Consider the following 15332-nt stretch of genomic DNA (forward strand, 5'->3'; position numbering starts at 1 on the left):
GACGCCTTTCCTTCTCCCTCCGGGGTGAAGGGGGGCGTTTGCGAGCCATTGGCTCGCGCACCCCTGAACGCCCTTCCCTCTCCGTCTCTCGTTTCTCACTCCTCGTTCCTCGCTCCCCGTAATACGAAAGAAATATGGCAACCGCAGTCAAACTGTCATAAATCCTTCGCATCCTTTCCGCATCCGTGCAATGAAGCCAGTGCACCTCGCGGAATCGCCGTGCCGAAGTTCCTCTCCAACCTGCGCCTTCCCGTCCGTGGCGACCGCCCCGCGGTCCTGCGTGGTGCGCTGGAGGTCGCGCTGGTGCTGCTGCTGGCGGCGCAGGCGGCGCGCCTGCTGTGGATCGTGCTGACGCCGCTCGGGCCGATCGGCACCGCTTCCGCGGTGCCTGCTCCGCCGGCGGAAACCCCGTTGTCGCTGTCCGGCGACCCGTTCTTCCCCTCCGCGCACAGCGGCCGCGCGCGCGCCAGCGCCCTAGGCTATCGCCTGTTCGGCGTGCGCCGGGGCGGCAACGGCGGTTCGGCGATCCTCGCCGGCAGCGACGGCGCGCAGGGCGCGTTCCGCGTCGGCGACGAAATCGCCGACGGCGTGGTGCTGCAGGCGGTCGGATCCGATCACGTGTTGCTGCGCGCGGGCGGCACCGACCATCGCATCGCGCTGCAGGAGACCGCCACCGCGACCGCGCGCACTCCCTCCGCGCCGCCCGCTTCTGCCCTGCCCGCGGCGCGAGCGAGCGGCAGCGGAGACGCCGGCGCGGCGATCGATCCGCAGCAACTGCTGGCCCAGGCCGGCCTGCGCGCGCGCGCCGAAGGCGGCCGCGTCACCGGCTACACCCTGATCCCACGCGGCGGCGGCGCGCTGCTACGCCAGGCCGGGCTCGAATCCGGCGACGTGCTGTTGGCGGTCAACGGCCAGGCGCTCACGCCCGAGCGCATGACCGAACTGGAACAGGAGCTCGCCCGGCGCGATCGCGCCGAGATCACCGTCCAGCGCGGCGGCGAAACCAAGACCATCACCCTGCGGACGACATCGCCTTGAAACCTCGCTTCGCCCCGTGGCTGATCGCGGCCGGCCTGTGCCTGGCCGCCCCCGCCGCCCTGCCCCAGGACACGCCGGCGCCGGCACCGGCGCTCAACGTACAGAACGCGGACATCCGCGCCTTCATCCAGGACGTGGCGCGCGCCACCGGCACCACCTTCCTGGTCGACCCGCGGGTGCAGGGCACGATCACCCTGTCCAACGACGAGCCGCTGTCGGAACCGGAACTGCTCGGCATCCTGGTCGCCACCCTGCGCGCCAACGGCCTGATCGCGGTGCCCAGCGGCACCGGCGTCTACCGCGTGGTGCCGGACGACACCGCCGCGCAGCAGCCGGGCGCGGCCCGCGGCGACGGGGCCGGCTTCTCGACCGAGGTGTTCCGGCTGCGCCATGTCGACGCGCAGTCGGCGGTGGAAACCGTCAAGCCGCTGATCGGCCGCGGCGGCGTGGCGCTGGCCACGCCCCAGGGCAACAGCCTGCTGGTGGCGGACTACAGCGACAACCTGCGCCGGCTGCGCGGGCTGATCGCCCAGATCGACCAGGACCGCGCCCGGGTCGAGGCGATCAGCCTGCGCAACAGCTCCGCACGCGAGATCGCCGAGGTCGTCAACGGCCTGTACGCCGGCCAGGGTCGCAGTTCGGTGCTGTCGGTGCTGCCGGTGGAAAGCAGCAACGCGGTGCTGCTGCGCGGCGACCCGGCGCTGGTCGACACGGTGCGGCGCGTGGTCGAGGACCTCGACCGCCGCGCCGAGAACAGCGGCGACGTGCGCGTGATCCGGCTGCAGCACGCCAACGCCGAGGAACTGCTGCCGGTGCTGCAGCAGGTGGTCGGGCTGACCGGCGAGGCGGAGGCGCGGCAGGGCGGTGGAGGATCGTCGAGCGCGTCCTCGCCGCTGGCGGCGTCGGCGATGGCGTCGATGTCGAACCTGGCCGCGACGCTGCCGCGCTCCGACGGCGCGACGGAAAACGGCGACGCGCCGCTGGCCGCCTCGGTCGCCATCGCGCCGGGACGCCGCGCCACCATCGCCCGCTACCCGGGCGTCAACGCCATCATCATCAACGCCGATCCGGAAACCCAGCGCATGCTGGTCGACGTGATCACCCAGCTCGACACCCGCCGCGAGCAGGTGCTGGTCGAAGCGCTGGTGGTCGAGATCTCCGACGAGGCCGCCAAGCGCCTCGGCGCGCAGCTGCTGCTGGCCGGCAAGGACGGCACCGTCCCGATCGGGATGAGCAACTTCCCGGGCAGCGCGCCGGGCATCGCCGAACTGGCCGCGGCCGCGTCGCGGGTACGCGACGGCGACACCAGCTCGCCGCTGGTCAGCAACGCCTTGCGCTCGCTGCTGGACTACAACGGCGGCCTGTCCGGCCTGGCCGGCGAGACCGGCAGCCTGGTGTTCGGGCTGATCATCGACGCGGTCAAGAGCGATACCGCCTCCAACCTGCTGTCGACGCCTTCGGTGCTCACGCTCGACAACGAGGAGGCGCGGATCCTGGTCGGCCAGGAAATACCGGTCACCACCGGCGAGGTGCTGGGCGATTCCAACAGCAATCCGTTTCGCACCATCCAGCGCCAGGACGTCGGCATCCAGCTGGTGGTGCGCCCGCAGATCAACGCCGGCGGCGGCATCACCCTCGATCTGCGGCAGGAAGTCTCGGCGATCGCCGGCCCGGTCAGCGAGGACTTCGACGAACTGATCCTCAGCAAGCGCGAGATCGAGACCCGGGTGCTGGCCGACGACGGCGCCATCGTCGTGCTCGGCGGCCTGCTCGACCAGGCCGATCGCAACACCGTCGACAAGGTGCCGGTGCTCGGCGACATCCCCGGCCTCGGCGCGCTGTTCCGGCGCACCGCGCGCTCGCGCAACAAGACCAACCTGATGGTGTTCATCCGCCCGACCATCGTGCGCGATCCGCGCGAGGCGCAGGGCATCACCGCACCGCGCTACGACTACATGCGACGCGAGCAACTGCGCAGCGGCGGCGTGCCCGGCGACGGCCGCGCCCAGCTCGATGCGCTGATCGAGGACTACTTCGGCACCACCCCGCCGGTGGCGCCGCCGGCGCCGTTGCCGCCGGCTGAGCCGCAGCCCGAACCGTCCACCGAACCGCAGCCGTGACCGACTCCGCGCCCGTCCCGCTGGCCTACGCCTTCGCCAAGCGCCACGGCATGGTGCTGCTGGGCGTGGACGGCGATGCGCCGGCGCGCATCGGCCTGCGCGAGGGCGCATCGCCGGAGGCGCTGATCGAGGCGCGCCGCGCGCTCGGCCGCGCACTCGACGTGCAGCGGCTGTCGCGCGCCGAGTTCGACCGCCGGCTGTCGGAGATCTACGCCGGCGCCGGACTGGCCGGCGCGGCCGGTGCGCAGGATCTCGACGACGCCGGCAGCCTCGACGCGCTCGCCGACGACATTCCGGCCGCCGCCGACCTGCTCGAGGCACAGGACGACGCGCCGGTGATCCGCCTGATCAACGGCCTGATCGCCGAGGCCACGCGCAGCGGCGCCTCCGACGTGCACATCGAGCCGTTCGAACGCGCGCTGCGGGTGCGCTTCCGCGTCGACGGGGTGATGCGCGAGGCGCTGAACCTGCCCGCGCGGCTGGCGCCGCTGCTGGTGTCGCGGGTCAAGGTGATGGCGCGGCTGGACATCGCCGAACGCCGTATCCCGCAGGACGGCCGCATCTCGGTGGCGATGGGCGCCAAAGCGCTGGACGTGCGCGTCTCCACCCTGCCCGCGCGCCACGGCGAGCGCGTGGTGATGCGCATCCTCGACAAGGACCACGGCGCGTTCGCACTCGAGGAGCTGGGCATGCCGGCGGGCGTGCTGGACGCCTTCCGTGCGGCGCTGGCGGTGCCCAACGGCATCGTGCTGGTCACCGGGCCCACCGGCTCGGGCAAGACGACGACGCTGTACGCCGGGCTCGAGCGGCTCAACGACGGCAGCCGCAACATCCTCACCGTCGAGGATCCGGTGGAGTACGCGGTCGAGGGCGTCGGCCAGACCCAGGTCAACGGCAAGGTCGGCATGACCTTCGCCGCCGGGCTGCGCGCGATCCTGCGCCAGGACCCCGACGTGGTGATGGTCGGCGAGATCCGCGATCCGGAGACCGCGCAGATCGCGGTGCAGGCCAGCCTCACCGGTCACCTGGTGCTGTCCACCGTGCACACCAACGACGCGCTCGGCGCGATCACCCGCCTGCGCGACATGGGCGTGGAATCGTTCCTGCTCGCCAGCACCGTGCGCCTGCTGCTGGCGCAGCGCCTGATCCGGCGGCTGTGCCCGCACTGCCGGCAGCCGCGCGCGCCGGACGCGCTGAGCGCACGGCTGATGGGCGCGGGCTATGACGGCCCGCTGTTCGCGGCCGGCGGCTGCGGGCACTGCGACCAGACCGGCTTCAACGGCCGCATCGGCGTGTACGAGGCGGTGACGATCGACGACGGCCTGCGCGCGCTGATCGCCGGCGGCGCCGACGAGGACGCGCTGGCGCGCGCGGCCTCGCTGTCGGGCGACTGGCTGGCGGATTCGGCCCGCGCCTGCGTGACCGCGGGCACCACCACCCCGGAGGAGGCGCTGCGCGTCGTGCGCCAGGAGTCGCGGGACCATGGCCACGTTTGACTACGCCGCGCTCGACGCGCGCGGCCGCGACCGTCGCGGCACCGTCGCCGCCGACAGCGAACGCGACGCGCGCGAACGGCTGCTGCGGCGACGACTCGTGCCGGTGAAGCTGGTGCCGGCCGCCACCGCGGCACCGAAACCCACGCTGCTGCGCGGCCGCTTCGGCAACCGCGAGCTCACCCTGGTCACCCGCCAGCTGGCGACCCTGGTCGCGGTGGCGCCGCTGGAGGAGGCGCTGCGCACCATCGGCGCCCAGGCCGAGAAGCCCGCGGTGCGGCGGGTGCTGCTGTCGACGCATGCCACCCTGGTCGAGGGCTTCCGCCTGTCCGAGGCGATGGCGCGCCAGGGCAATGCGTTCCCGCCGCTGTACCGGGCGATGGTCGCCGCCGGCGAAGGCACCGGCGCGCTGCCGGAGATCCTCGAGCGCCTTGCCGACCTGCTCGAGCGCCAGCAGCAGGTGCGCAGTCGCCTGACCACCGCGCTGGTCTATCCGGCGGCGCTGGCGCTCACGGCGCTGGCGGTGGTGGTGGCGCTGATGACCTTCGTGGTGCCGAAGGTGGTCGAGCAGTTCGATTCCATGGGCCGCACGCTGCCGTGGCTGACCCGCGCGGTGATCGGCGTCTCGGAGCTGATGACCGGCTGGGGCCTTGTGTTGCTGGTGCTGCTGGCGCTCGCCGCCGCCGGCTTCGTGCAACTGCTGCGCAGGCCGGACTTCCGGCTGCGTTTCGACGCCATGCTGCTGCGCGCGCCGCTGCTCGGGCGCCTGATCCGCGACGTCCACGCCGCGCGGCTGGCGCGCACGCTGGCGATCATGCTCGCCAGCGGCCTGCCGCTGATGGAAGGCCTGCGCACCACCGCGCGCACGGTGCACAACCGGGTGCTGCGCCGGGCCACCGAGGACATGGCCGACGCGATCCGCGAGGGCGGCAGCCTGTCGGCGGCGATGCGCCGCGCCGCGGTGTTCCCGCCGACGCTGCTGTACATGGCCTCCAGCGGCGAGAGCAGCGGACGCCTGGCGCCGATGCTCGAGCGCGCCGCCGACTACCTCGAACGCGAGTTCAACACCTTCACCGCCGCGGCGATGAGCCTGCTCGAGCCCGCGATCATCGTCGCCATGGGCGGCCTGGTGGCGTTGATCGTGTTGTCGATCCTGTTGCCGATCCTGCAGTTCAACAGTTTGGTGCTTTAAGAGCCGGGAATCGGGAATCGGGAATCGGGAATGGATCATAGCGACACAAGGCCGCGATCAACGGCTTTTCAATAACGGCCACACACAGTCACAGGAATACTTTATGTCCCACCCGCGCCGCTCGAATCGATTCCCCATTCCCCATTCCCCATTCCCAGCTTGCCGTGGCTTCACCCTGGTGGAACTGATGGTCGTGATCGTGATCATCGGCCTGCTGGCGACGGTGGTGATGATCAACGTGATGCCCAGCCAGGACCGCGCCATGGTCGAGAAGGCGCGCGCCGACATCTCGGTGCTGGAGCAGGCAGTCGAGACCTACCGGCTGGAGAACCTGAGCTACCCGCGCACGCAGGACGGGCTGGATGCGCTGCTGCGCCCGCCGCAGGGGCTCGCGCGGCCGGAGCGCTATCGCAGGGGCGGCTACATCCGGCGCCTGCCGCAGGACCCCTGGGGCAACCCGTACCAGTACGCCTATCCGGGCCGCGACGGCACGTTCGACGTGTACTCGTTCGGCGCCGACGGACAGGAAGGCGGCGAAGGCGATGGCGCGGATATTGGGAATTGGAATTAGAGCCGTGATTGGGGATTGGGGATTGGGGATTCGCCAGAGCAAAAGCAACGGCAGCGGCAGGCGCTGAGCTGCAGCGAGCGGGATCGCAATGAGTATCCGACGACATCGTTATCGTGCGTGTGGGAGTCACGGTGATAGCTGCCGGCAGCGATCGCATCGCCGCCGAGATCACGTGTTCCGGAGCGCGCAGTGATGCTGGGGCCGCAAAGCAGTGTCGCCGGGCGATTCACTGTCGCTAGCCGTGGCGACGGCCTCATTGGTGCCCGGGCGATGGGGTCGCGGGGGCGCGGCTTCACCCTGGTCGAACTGATGGTGGTGCTGGCGATCGTCGGCCTGCTCGGCGCCGCGGTGGTGCTGACCGCGCCCGCGCGTGGCAGCGCGCTGGCCGCCGATGCCGATGCGCTCGCCGCGCGCCTGCTGCGTGCGCAGCAGGAAGCGATCCTGGGCACGCGCGCGGTCCGGGTACGCGCCGATACGCGGGGCTACGCCTTCTCGGTCCAGCGCTTCGACGGCTGGCAGCCGCTGGCCGACGCGCCGTTCCGGCCGGCGACATGGTCGGACGGCGTGGCCCCGGAGCTGCCGCGCGGACAGGAGGCGATCGAGTTCCGCTTCGATCCGATCGGCACCGCCGAGCCCGTCGAGATCGTGCTGCTGCAGGACGGCCGCCGCGCGGGAGTGACGGTCGACGCGACCGGCGGCGTGGAGGTCGCGGTGACGCCGGGCGGCAGCGATCGCGTCGCCGCGGAGAACGGGCTGTTTCGGGGTGCGCAGTGATGCTGGGGCTCGATTCGCGGGCGTCGAGAAGCGATTTTTGCGGGCCATTTACCGTCGTCAGCCGTGGCGACGGCCTCATTAGCGTCCGGGCGATAGGGTCGTGGGGGCGCGGCGACGGCATCATTGGTGTCAAGGCGGTAGGTTCGCGGCAGCGCGGCCTCATTGGTGCCGCGATGGTGGGTTCGCGGGAGGCGGAAAGCGGTTCTCGCGGGCGATTCATTGGTGTAAGCCGTGGCGACGGCATCATTGGCATCAAGGCGGTGGACTCGCGGCAGCGCGGCTTCTCGCTGCTGGAGATGCTGGTCGCGCTGGCCGTATTCGGACTGGTGGTGATCGCGCTGCTGAACCTGTCCGGCGAGAACACCCGCACCACGGCGATCGTCGAGGAGCGGGTGCTGGCCGGCGTGGTCGCGGAGAACCGCGCGGTCGAGGCGGCGACCGAACCGCTGCAGGCGCTGGCGCGGATGACCGATGGCAGCGAACGCCTAGGCGATCGCGAGTGGCACTGGACGCGCACGGTCAACGCCACCGACGACGCGGCGATCGTGCGCGTGGAGGTGACGGTGACGGCGGCCGGCAGCGACCGCATCGCCGCCGAGACTACGCTGTTTCGGAGCGTGCAGTAATGGCGGGGCTGGATTCGTGCGGGTTTAAACGCGGCTTTCGCGGGCGATTCATTGGTGTAAGCCGTGGCGACGGCCCCATTGGTGTCGGAATGGCGGGTTCGCAGGGGCGCGGCCCCATTTGTGTCGGAACGATGGGTTCGCGGGGGCGCGGCTTCACGCTGGTCGAGATGCTGGTCGCGCTGGCGGTATTCGCGCTGCTGTCCGCGGCCGGGGTCACGGTACTGGCCTATGCCGCCGACAACCAGGGCGTGCTGCGCGAGCGGATGCAGCGGATCGGCGAGTTCCAGCGCGCCCGCGCGGTGCTGCGCGCCGACCTGTCGCAGGCCGCGCCGCGGCGCACGCGCAACGCCGCCGGCCATCCGGCTGTGCAGGCCTTCACCGGTTCCGCCGATGCCGCGCCCGGCCTGCTGTTCGCGCTGACCCGGCGCGGCTGGAGCAATCCCGAGCAGGCGCCGCGGGCGTCGCTGCAGTACGTCGAATATCGGCTGGTCGACGACCGCCTGGAACGCGGCACGCGTCCGGCGCTCGACGGCGCCGTGCTCGGCACGCCGCAGGTGCTGCTGCGGGGCGTGCGCACGGCACGCGCGCACTACCGCTACCAGGGCGAATGGATGGACGGCTGGCCCGGCGGCGCCGACCGCGTGCCCGAGGCGCTGCAGTTGGACCTGCGGATCGACGGCCTCGGCGACGTGCGGCAATTGTTCCTGATGCCGGGGCAGCCGCTGTGAGCCGCCGGCGCCAGCGCGGCATCGCCCTGCTCACCGTGCTGCTGCTGGTGGCGGTGATGGCGGTGCTGGTGATGGGCGTGCTCGACGACATCCGCTTCGGCCTGCGCCGCGCCGGCAACGCGCAGTCGGTGGCGCAGGCGCAGTGGCACGCGCTGGGCGCCGAGGCGCTGGCGCTGGCGCAGATCGAGCGGCTGGCCGCCCGCGATCCGGGGCGCACCACGTCCGAGGGCGACTGGAACGGCCGCGCGTTCGTGTTCCCGGTGGAATCGGGCGCGATCAGCGCGCGCCTGTCCGATGCCACCGCCTGCTTCAACCTCAACAGCGTGGTCCAGGGCGGCGCCGATACTTTCTTCCAGCACGAGATAGGCGTGGCCCAGTACGTCGCACTGTTGCAGGCGCTCGGCTTCTCCGAGCATCAAGGCGGCGCGCTCGCCGACAGCCTCGTCGACTGGATCGACAGCGACCAGCAACGCGAGGGCCTGGGGCACGAGGACGAGGCCTATGCGCGCGGCCGCGACGGCTATCGCACCGCCGGCACCCTGCTGGCGGAGACCAGCGAGCTGCGCGCGATCCACGGCTACACCGCCGAGGTCTACGCGCGCCTGCGGCCGCACGTGTGCGCCTTGCCAACCGTCGACCTGTCGCCGGTCAACGTCAACACGCTGCGCGAGGAGGACGCCGCAATCCTGCGCATGCTCACCGGAGGCGCGCTCGACGACGCCCGGGCGCGACGGGTGATCGCCGCGCGCCCGGCCGATGGCTGGCGCGAGGTCGGTACGTTCTTGGCCACCCTCGGCGCGGCATTGCCGCCGAGCACCGACGTCAATCAGGTCCAGGTGTACACGCGCTACTTCCGCCTGCACGCCGAGGTCGAGGTCGGCCCGGCGCAGGTGGTGCTGAGCGCCCTGTTCGAACACGACGGCAGCGGCCCGCCGCGGCTGCTCGCCCGCAGATGGAGTGCCGAGGAATGATCACGTACATCGTGCTGCTGCCACAGGATCCGGACACGCCGGCGCTGCGCCTGAGCGTCGGCGAAGACGGGCGCGTGCTGGCGCGCGAACGCCTGCGCGCCGGTGACACCGCAGCCCAACCGGCCGCGGCCGCGCAGGCGCAAACCGTGCTGGTGGTGCCCGGCACGCAGGCGCCGGCGCTGTGGCTGGAACTGCCCGCGCGCAACCCGGTGCAGGCGCTCGCCGCCGCGCGCGCGCTGGTCGCCGAGCGCCTGGCGGGCAGCGGCGAGACGCTGCACATCGCCATCGCGGCGGCCGTCGGCGACGACGCGCCGCGGCCGGTGGTGGCGGTCGAACGCGCGTTGATGACGCACTGGCTGGAACGCGCCGCGGCGCTGGGCATCACCGTGGACGCGCTGGTCCCCGACCATCTCGCGCTGCCGGCGCCGGAAGACGACGGCGTCGTGGTGGTCGCCGACGGCGACGAGCGCATCGTGCGCGGGCCGCGGCTGGCGTTCCGCAGCGAGGCGGCGCTCGCCGCGCTGGTCCTCGAAGGACGGCCGCAGCAGGTCATCGAGACGGTCCCGCAGGCCGAAGCCCTGCTTGCCTCCGGCGCCCGGCAACCGGCGATCGACCTGCTGCAGTACGACTTCGCGCGCACGCCGGCGCAACCCCGCGGCGCGCGTGCCTGGCGCCGCGCCGCGGTACTCGCCGCGGTGCTGGCGCTCTCGCCGCTGCTGCTGTGGGGCGCCGAGGCGCTGCGCTACACGCTGGCCGCACGCGCGCTGGAAGCCCAGGCCGCGGCAAAGGTCGACGCCGCACTGCCAGGCCGCGCACCGACGCAACCGCCACTGGCGGCCGCACGGGCGGCCCTGCGGCAGGCGCAGGCGCGCGACGGCTTCGCCCATGCGGCCTCGGCGCTGTTCGCGGCGGTGCCGCGGATCGAGGGCGCGCGGCTGGAACGGCTGTCCTATGGCGAGGACGGCGCACTGCGCGCGACGCTGTCGCATGCGCAGGCGGACGAACTCGATGTGTTGCGCGACGCACTCGCCGGCGCCGGCCTGGCGCTGCAACCGGCCGGCACCCGCCGCGCCGACGGCCGCCTCCACAGCGAACTCGACATCCTGCCGGAGCCGGCGCCATGACCCGTCCGTTCGATACCACCCGCCTCGCCGACTGGTGGCAGGCGCGCGAGCCGCGGGAACGGCGGATGGTCGCCGTGATGCTGGCGGCGCTGGCCGCGTTCGTGCTGTGGTACGGCGTGATCGCGCCGCTGCGCCAGGCGCGCGACGACGCGCGTGCGCGCCATGCCGATGCCGTTGCCGCAGCCCGGGAAATCGAACGGGCGCTGGCGCGCATCGAGGCCTCCACCGCGCGGCTGCCGCCATCACCGACCGGCGACGCCTTCGCCACCACGATCATCGACAGCGCCGGCGCCGCCGGCGTCGCCATCAGCCGGCAGGATGATGGCGGCGACGGCGTGCTGGTGATCGCCATCGACGCGGTCGACGCGCCGGCACTGTTCGGCTGGATCGACGCCCTGCGGCGCGAGCACGGCATCGCCCCACTCGCCCTGCAGGTCGACAAGCGCGACGGTCGGCTGCGCGCCGAACTGCGCTTCGTACCGCCACCGCCATGAGCGCGCGCGGCCTGATCTGGCTGTTCGCGCTGGCGCTACCGCCGTTGCTGGCCCTGCTGCTGCCGCTGCGGCTGGCGCTGGGCGTGGTGGACCTGGAGCGGGCCGGCCTCGGCGCCGCGGCGGCATCGGGTTCGCTGTGGCGCGGCCGGTTGCACGATGCGCGCCTGCACGGCCGCGCGCTCGGCGATGTCGATGTCCGGCTGTCGCCGTGGCCACTGCTCACCGGCACCCGCGAACTGGTGTTGCGCGGCGCCACGCTGCGGGCCTCGCTGCTGCAGGGCGCGCGGCGCGGCGTCCGCGACGCGAGCGGCACGCTGGTCCTCGACGATCTCGACCTCGCACCCGGCCTGGCGCTGGCACTCGACGCCGACGATGCGAGCCTGGTGTTCGCCGGGGACGCTTGCCGAAGCGCCGCGGGCCGGATCGGCCTCGAACTGCATCCCGCCGGCGGCGGCGAGCCGCTCGCGGTGCTCGACGGCGCCGTGGCCTGCGACGGCCGCGCGGCGACGGTGGCCTGGACGCCGTCCGGCGCCGCATCGGGCCCGTTCGCCGGGCTCCGGGTCGATGCCCGCATCGAACCCGACGGCGCCTGGCGGCTGCGGTCGGTGGTGACCGGCGTCGACGATGCGCGCGAAGCCGCCGCCCTCGAACTCGCCGGCTTCCGACCCGGACCGGCCGGCTGGAGCCGGATCGACGGCGGCACCCTCCCGTAACGGCATGGACTCGCCCCCTCGCCGGGGCATCGAGGCGCCAGATGGTGGTGAAATATCCCCGGCGATCTTCGTAGGAGCGCGCCATGCGCGCGATACCGCGGGCGCTTCGCCGCCGCGGGACTCCGGACACCGACGCGCCTTCCGGCCCGCGCCGGAGCCGTCGATGGTCGACACCGGAAGCGCCCGCGGTATCGCGCGCATGGCGCGCTCCTACGAGGCGGACCCGCTCGGTGACACGTGAATGAAAACTAACCGTCACTGGAAAGTCGCCAATCTGACACATATGACGGTTTCTTGTCACATTAGTGTCAATTGCACGGCCTAGGCTTCGCTCGTCCCCTCTCGCGAAGACCCGCCATGTCCCTCCCGCGCACCCTGCCGCTGGCCTTGCTGGCCGCGCTCGCCGCTCCCGCCGCCCATGCCGAGTTCGAGATCGGCGACTTCGGCGGAACCAGCGTCAGCTTCGAAGGCCTGCTACAGGCCGATTACGATCACTACGACAGCGACGTCGCCGACCTCGACGGCGATCCCGGCGACGGCCGCGACAGCGACCAGGAAATGCGCCGCGCCGAACTGGTGCTCAAGGGCAAGGGCCCGGGCGGCTTCGACTGGGTGGTCGGCTACGACGCCAAGGCCGACAAATGGCTCGACGTCAACGGCCGCCTGCGCTTCGGCGCCGACCGCGCGCAGTTCCTGCAGGTCGGCCAGTACAAGCAGCCCAACAGCCTGGAAGAGCTGAGCTCGACCAAGAACAACGATTTCATCGCCAAGGCGATGACCACCAACACCTTCGGCGTCTCGCGCCGCCTCGGCGCCGCCTACGGCATCGCCGGCGGCGACTGGACCGCGACCGCCAGCTGGTTCGGGCGCGAGCTGACCAGCGGCCTGGCCGAAGGCAACGGCTACGGCGTGCGCGGCACCTGGGCGCCGCTCAACGACGACGGGCGCATCGTGCACCTGGGCTTGTCCTACGTCGATTTCGATACGCCGGACGACAGCGCGCGGCTGCGCACCCGACCCAACGCCGACCTCGCCGGCGTGCGCCTGATCGACACCGGCACGCTGCTCGATGCCGACCGCCAGTCCACCCTCGGCGTCGAGGCGATGTGGGTCAACGGCCCGGTCAAGCTGCAGGGCGAATACATGCGCGCCGGGATCGATCGCATCGGCACCGCAGCGCAGGCGTCCGGCGACTTCAGCGGTAACGGCTGGTACGTCTCCGGACTGTGGAACGTCGCCGGCGAGACCTGGGGCTACAAGGGCGGCGTGCCGACCACGCCGAAGGCGGACGGCGGCAACCGCGGCCTGTGGCAGGTCGGCCTGCGCTACGACCGGGTCGACCTCGACGACGGCCGGCTGTCCGCCCCCGCTCCCGGCGAGGTGCCGGTGGCCGAAGGCGTGCTCGGCGGCGAGATGGACGCCTGGACCGTGGGCGTGAACTGGTACTGGCGCGACCACGTCAAGCTGGCGTTGAACTACGTCGACGTCTCCAGCACCCGCTACAGCAGCGCCGCAGGCGCGTTCGTCGACGACGACCCGAGCATCGTCGAAGCGCGAGTGCAGCTGCACTGGTAACCGCCACCCGATCTTCCGCCGTAGAGCGGAGCTTGCTCCGCTGCTTTCGGTGCCGGCGCCGGCGCCTACGCAGCCGAGCAAGCTCGGCTCTACGCGGTTGGCCACCGGGAAATTCCGGCAGTCCAGCCTGCCAATGCACGTGTCCTCACGCCGCGTCACGCCACGGTCATCGCTCTGCAACACCGGCTACACGACCGGCCTGCAGGCTCTGCGAAACCGGAGACGCGCATGCGCTACGCAATCGTCACCGAAACTTGGCCGCCCGAGGTCAACGGTGTCGCCCTGACCGTGCACGGGCTGGAGCAGGGCTTGTTGGCCCGTGGCCACGCGGTCGACCTGGTGCGGCCACGGCAGCACGACGGTCAGCAGCCGAACGCCCGCGAACTGCTGGTGCACGGTGCCGGGCTGCCGCGCTATCCGGGGCTGAAGTTCGGCCTGCCGGCCACGCGCCGGCTGCTGCGCCGCTGGCGGGCCAACATGCCGGACGCGATCTACGTCGCCACCGAAGGCCCGCTGGGCTGGTCGGCGGTGCGCGCCGCGCGCCGGCTGTCGATCCCGGTCGCCACCGGGTTCCACACCCGCTTCGACGCCTACATGCGCGACTACGGCCTGGCCTGGCTCGAATCCACCGCGATGCGCTGGATGCGGCATTTCCACAACCGCGCCGACGCGACCCTGGTGCCGACGACGGAACTGGCCGGATTCCTGCGCGGCACCGGATTCCTGCGTGTGCTGCGGCTGGCGCGGGCGGTCGACACCGGCAGGTTCGACCCGGCCAGACGCGATCCTGCCCTGCGTGCGCAATGGGGCCTCGGCGATAGCGACATCGCCGCGATCCATGTCGGCCGCATCGCCGCCGAGAAGAACCTCGCGCTGGCGGTGCGGGCCTTCCGGGCGCTGCAGGCGCAGCGGCCGCAGGCACGGTTCGTCTGGGTCGGCGACGGCCCGATGCGCGAATCGCTGGCCCGCGACAATCCCGACTTCGTGTTCTGCGGCGTACAGCGTGGCGAGGCGCTCGCCCGCCATTTCGCCAGCGGCGACCTGTTCCTGTTCCCCAGCCGCTCGGAGACCTTCGGCAACGTGACGCTGGAAGCGATGGCCAGCGGCGTGCCCGCCGTCGCCTTCGACTATGGCGCGGCCCGCGAACACCTGCGCGACGGCGAGCACGGCGCCGCGGTCGGCGACGACGCCACGTTCGTCGAGGCCGCGGTGCGCATCGCCACCGACGACGCCATGCGCCGGTCGATGGCTACCGCCGCACGGCGCGCGACCCTGCGGTTCAGCCCCGCGCAGGTCGCCGAGGACTTCGACACCTTGCTGTCCGGACTGGCCGACTCGGGAGATCGCCATGCAACCGCACCTGCTGCGTAACCGGCTTGCCGCAAGCGACTGCGGTTGGTGCCTGCGCGCCAACCGCATCGGCGCCCGCCACTGGATTCGCGGGTATTTCTCGGTCGTCAGCCGCCTCGGCGACGGCGTGTTCTGGTACCTGCTGATGGCGGCGCTGGTACTGACCGACGGCGTCCGCGGCCTGACCGCATCGGCGCACATGGCCGCCACCGGCGTGGTGGCGCTGCTGATGTACAAGGGCCTCAAGCGCTGGACCCGGCGGCCGCGGCCGTTCGCCTCGGACGTGCGCATCCGCGCCTGGGTGGCGCCGCTGGACGAGTTCAGTTTCCCGTCCGGACATACGCTGCATGCGGTGTCCTTCACCCTGGTCGCCGTCGCGTACTACCCGGCGCTGGCCTGGCTGCTGGCGCCGTTCGCGATCAGCGTCGCCGTATCGCGCGTGGTCCTGGGCCTGCACTATCCCAGCGACGTGCTGGCGGCCACCGGCATCGGAGCGGCGCTGGCGGGGCTGTCGCTGTGGGCCGGCGCGGGCGTTTTCGTCGTCACGTGACGTTTGGCGCCCG

The 15332-nt window shown here is 72.2% G+C and carries 15 protein-coding genes; all 15 read left to right on the forward strand.

All coding sequences use genetic code 11. From position 1 onward, the window contains the following. Window positions 1-219: 219 nt before the first annotated feature. The 15 genes from AB5T46_RS07395 (at window position 220) to AB5T46_RS07465 (ending at window position 15319) form a co-directional block, all read left to right on the forward strand. Complete coding sequence (locus AB5T46_RS07395) at window positions 220-1038, forward strand: type II secretion system protein N (RefSeq protein WP_370563249.1); 819 nt, start codon at window positions 220-222, stop codon at window positions 1036-1038. Continuing rightward, the gene (gene gspD / locus AB5T46_RS07400; protein WP_370563416.1) at window positions 1029-3158 is read left to right on the forward strand and encodes a type II secretion system secretin GspD; all 2130 of its coding nucleotides are present in this window, start codon (window positions 1029-1031) and stop codon (window positions 3156-3158) included. The genes AB5T46_RS07395 and gspD overlap by 10 nt, the downstream gene beginning before the upstream one ends. Window positions 3159-3208: 50 nt before the next feature. Further along, complete coding sequence (gene gspE / locus AB5T46_RS07405; RefSeq protein ID WP_370563417.1) at window positions 3209-4654, forward strand: type II secretion system ATPase GspE; 1446 nt, start codon at window positions 3209-3211, stop codon at window positions 4652-4654. Further along, a complete protein-coding gene (gspF, locus tag AB5T46_RS07410; protein ID WP_370563250.1) occupies window positions 4641-5843 on the forward strand; it encodes a type II secretion system inner membrane protein GspF in 1203 nt (400 codons plus the stop codon). The genes gspE and gspF overlap by 14 nt, the downstream gene beginning before the upstream one ends. A gap of 103 nt (window positions 5844-5946) precedes the next feature. Next, window positions 5947-6414, forward strand: a complete 468-nt coding sequence (gene gspG / locus AB5T46_RS07415) for a type II secretion system major pseudopilin GspG (RefSeq protein WP_370563251.1) — start codon at window positions 5947-5949, stop codon at window positions 6412-6414. Between the two features lie 270 nt (window positions 6415-6684). Then, a complete protein-coding gene (locus AB5T46_RS07420) occupies window positions 6685-7188 on the forward strand; it encodes a GspH/FimT family pseudopilin (RefSeq protein WP_370563252.1) in 504 nt (167 codons plus the stop codon). Next, on the forward strand, window positions 7188-7814 hold the full coding sequence (gene gspI, locus AB5T46_RS07425) for a type II secretion system minor pseudopilin GspI (protein WP_370563253.1): 627 nt from the start codon (window positions 7188-7190) through the stop codon (window positions 7812-7814). The genes AB5T46_RS07420 and gspI overlap by 1 nt, the downstream gene beginning before the upstream one ends. Window positions 7815-7945: 131 nt before the next feature. Further along, entirely contained in the window at window positions 7946-8542 is a 597-nt protein-coding gene (gene gspJ / locus AB5T46_RS07430; RefSeq protein WP_370563254.1) for a type II secretion system minor pseudopilin GspJ, read from the forward strand. Next, window positions 8539-9513, forward strand: coding sequence for a type II secretion system minor pseudopilin GspK (gene gspK, locus AB5T46_RS07435; RefSeq protein WP_370563255.1), 975 nt, complete (start codon window positions 8539-8541; stop codon window positions 9511-9513). Before gspJ ends, gspK begins: the two co-directional genes overlap by 4 nt. Beyond that, window positions 9510-10637, forward strand: a complete 1128-nt coding sequence (gene gspL, locus AB5T46_RS07440) for a type II secretion system protein GspL (RefSeq protein ID WP_370563256.1) — start codon at window positions 9510-9512, stop codon at window positions 10635-10637. The genes gspK and gspL overlap by 4 nt, the downstream gene beginning before the upstream one ends. Further along, window positions 10634-11131: a type II secretion system protein GspM gene (gene gspM, locus AB5T46_RS07445; RefSeq protein ID WP_370563257.1), complete on the forward strand. Its 498-nt coding sequence runs from the start codon at window positions 10634-10636 to the stop codon at window positions 11129-11131. The genes gspL and gspM overlap by 4 nt, the downstream gene beginning before the upstream one ends. Continuing rightward, entirely contained in the window at window positions 11128-11844 is a 717-nt protein-coding gene (gspN, locus tag AB5T46_RS07450) for a type II secretion system protein N (RefSeq protein WP_370563258.1), read from the forward strand. Before gspM ends, gspN begins: the two co-directional genes overlap by 4 nt. Before the next feature lie 357 nt (window positions 11845-12201). After that, the gene (locus AB5T46_RS07455; protein ID WP_370563259.1) at window positions 12202-13419 is read left to right on the forward strand and encodes an OprO/OprP family phosphate-selective porin; all 1218 of its coding nucleotides are present in this window, start codon (window positions 12202-12204) and stop codon (window positions 13417-13419) included. A gap of 228 nt (window positions 13420-13647) precedes the next feature. Beyond that, a complete protein-coding gene (locus AB5T46_RS07460) occupies window positions 13648-14790 on the forward strand; it encodes a glycosyltransferase family 4 protein (RefSeq protein ID WP_370563260.1) in 1143 nt (380 codons plus the stop codon). Further along, the gene (locus AB5T46_RS07465; RefSeq protein WP_370563261.1) at window positions 14768-15319 is read left to right on the forward strand and encodes a phosphatase PAP2 family protein; all 552 of its coding nucleotides are present in this window, start codon (window positions 14768-14770) and stop codon (window positions 15317-15319) included. Before AB5T46_RS07460 ends, AB5T46_RS07465 begins: the two co-directional genes overlap by 23 nt. Window positions 15320-15332 lie beyond the last annotated feature (13 nt).

This window comes from Luteimonas salinilitoris, from assembly GCF_041300785.1.
Classification (GTDB): Bacteria; Pseudomonadota; Gammaproteobacteria; order Xanthomonadales; family Xanthomonadaceae; genus Luteimonas; species Luteimonas salinilitoris.

Coding starts and splice junctions, on each gene's coding strand:
- AB5T46_RS07420 (WP_370563252.1), top strand. CDS start 6,685: ATGGGGTCGCGGGGGCGCGGCTTCACCCTGGTCGAACTGATGGTGGTG.
- gspN (WP_370563258.1), top strand. CDS start 11,128: ATGAGCGCGCGCGGCCTGATCTGGCTGTTCGCGCTGGCGCTACCGCCG.
- AB5T46_RS07460 (WP_370563260.1), top strand. CDS start 13,648: ATGCGCTACGCAATCGTCACCGAAACTTGGCCGCCCGAGGTCAACGGT.
- gspF (WP_370563250.1), top strand. CDS start 4,641: ATGGCCACGTTTGACTACGCCGCGCTCGACGCGCGCGGCCGCGACCGT.
- gspL (WP_370563256.1), top strand. CDS start 9,510: ATGATCACGTACATCGTGCTGCTGCCACAGGATCCGGACACGCCGGCG.
- gspM (WP_370563257.1), top strand. CDS start 10,634: ATGACCCGTCCGTTCGATACCACCCGCCTCGCCGACTGGTGGCAGGCG.
- gspG (WP_370563251.1), top strand. CDS start 5,947: ATGTCCCACCCGCGCCGCTCGAATCGATTCCCCATTCCCCATTCCCCA.
- gspJ (WP_370563254.1), top strand. CDS start 7,946: ATGGGTTCGCGGGGGCGCGGCTTCACGCTGGTCGAGATGCTGGTCGCG.
- gspE (WP_370563417.1), top strand. CDS start 3,209: ATGGTGCTGCTGGGCGTGGACGGCGATGCGCCGGCGCGCATCGGCCTG.
- AB5T46_RS07455 (WP_370563259.1), top strand. CDS start 12,202: ATGTCCCTCCCGCGCACCCTGCCGCTGGCCTTGCTGGCCGCGCTCGCC.
- gspI (WP_370563253.1), top strand. CDS start 7,188: ATGCTGGGGCTCGATTCGCGGGCGTCGAGAAGCGATTTTTGCGGGCCA.
- AB5T46_RS07465 (WP_370563261.1), top strand. CDS start 14,768: ATGCAACCGCACCTGCTGCGTAACCGGCTTGCCGCAAGCGACTGCGGT.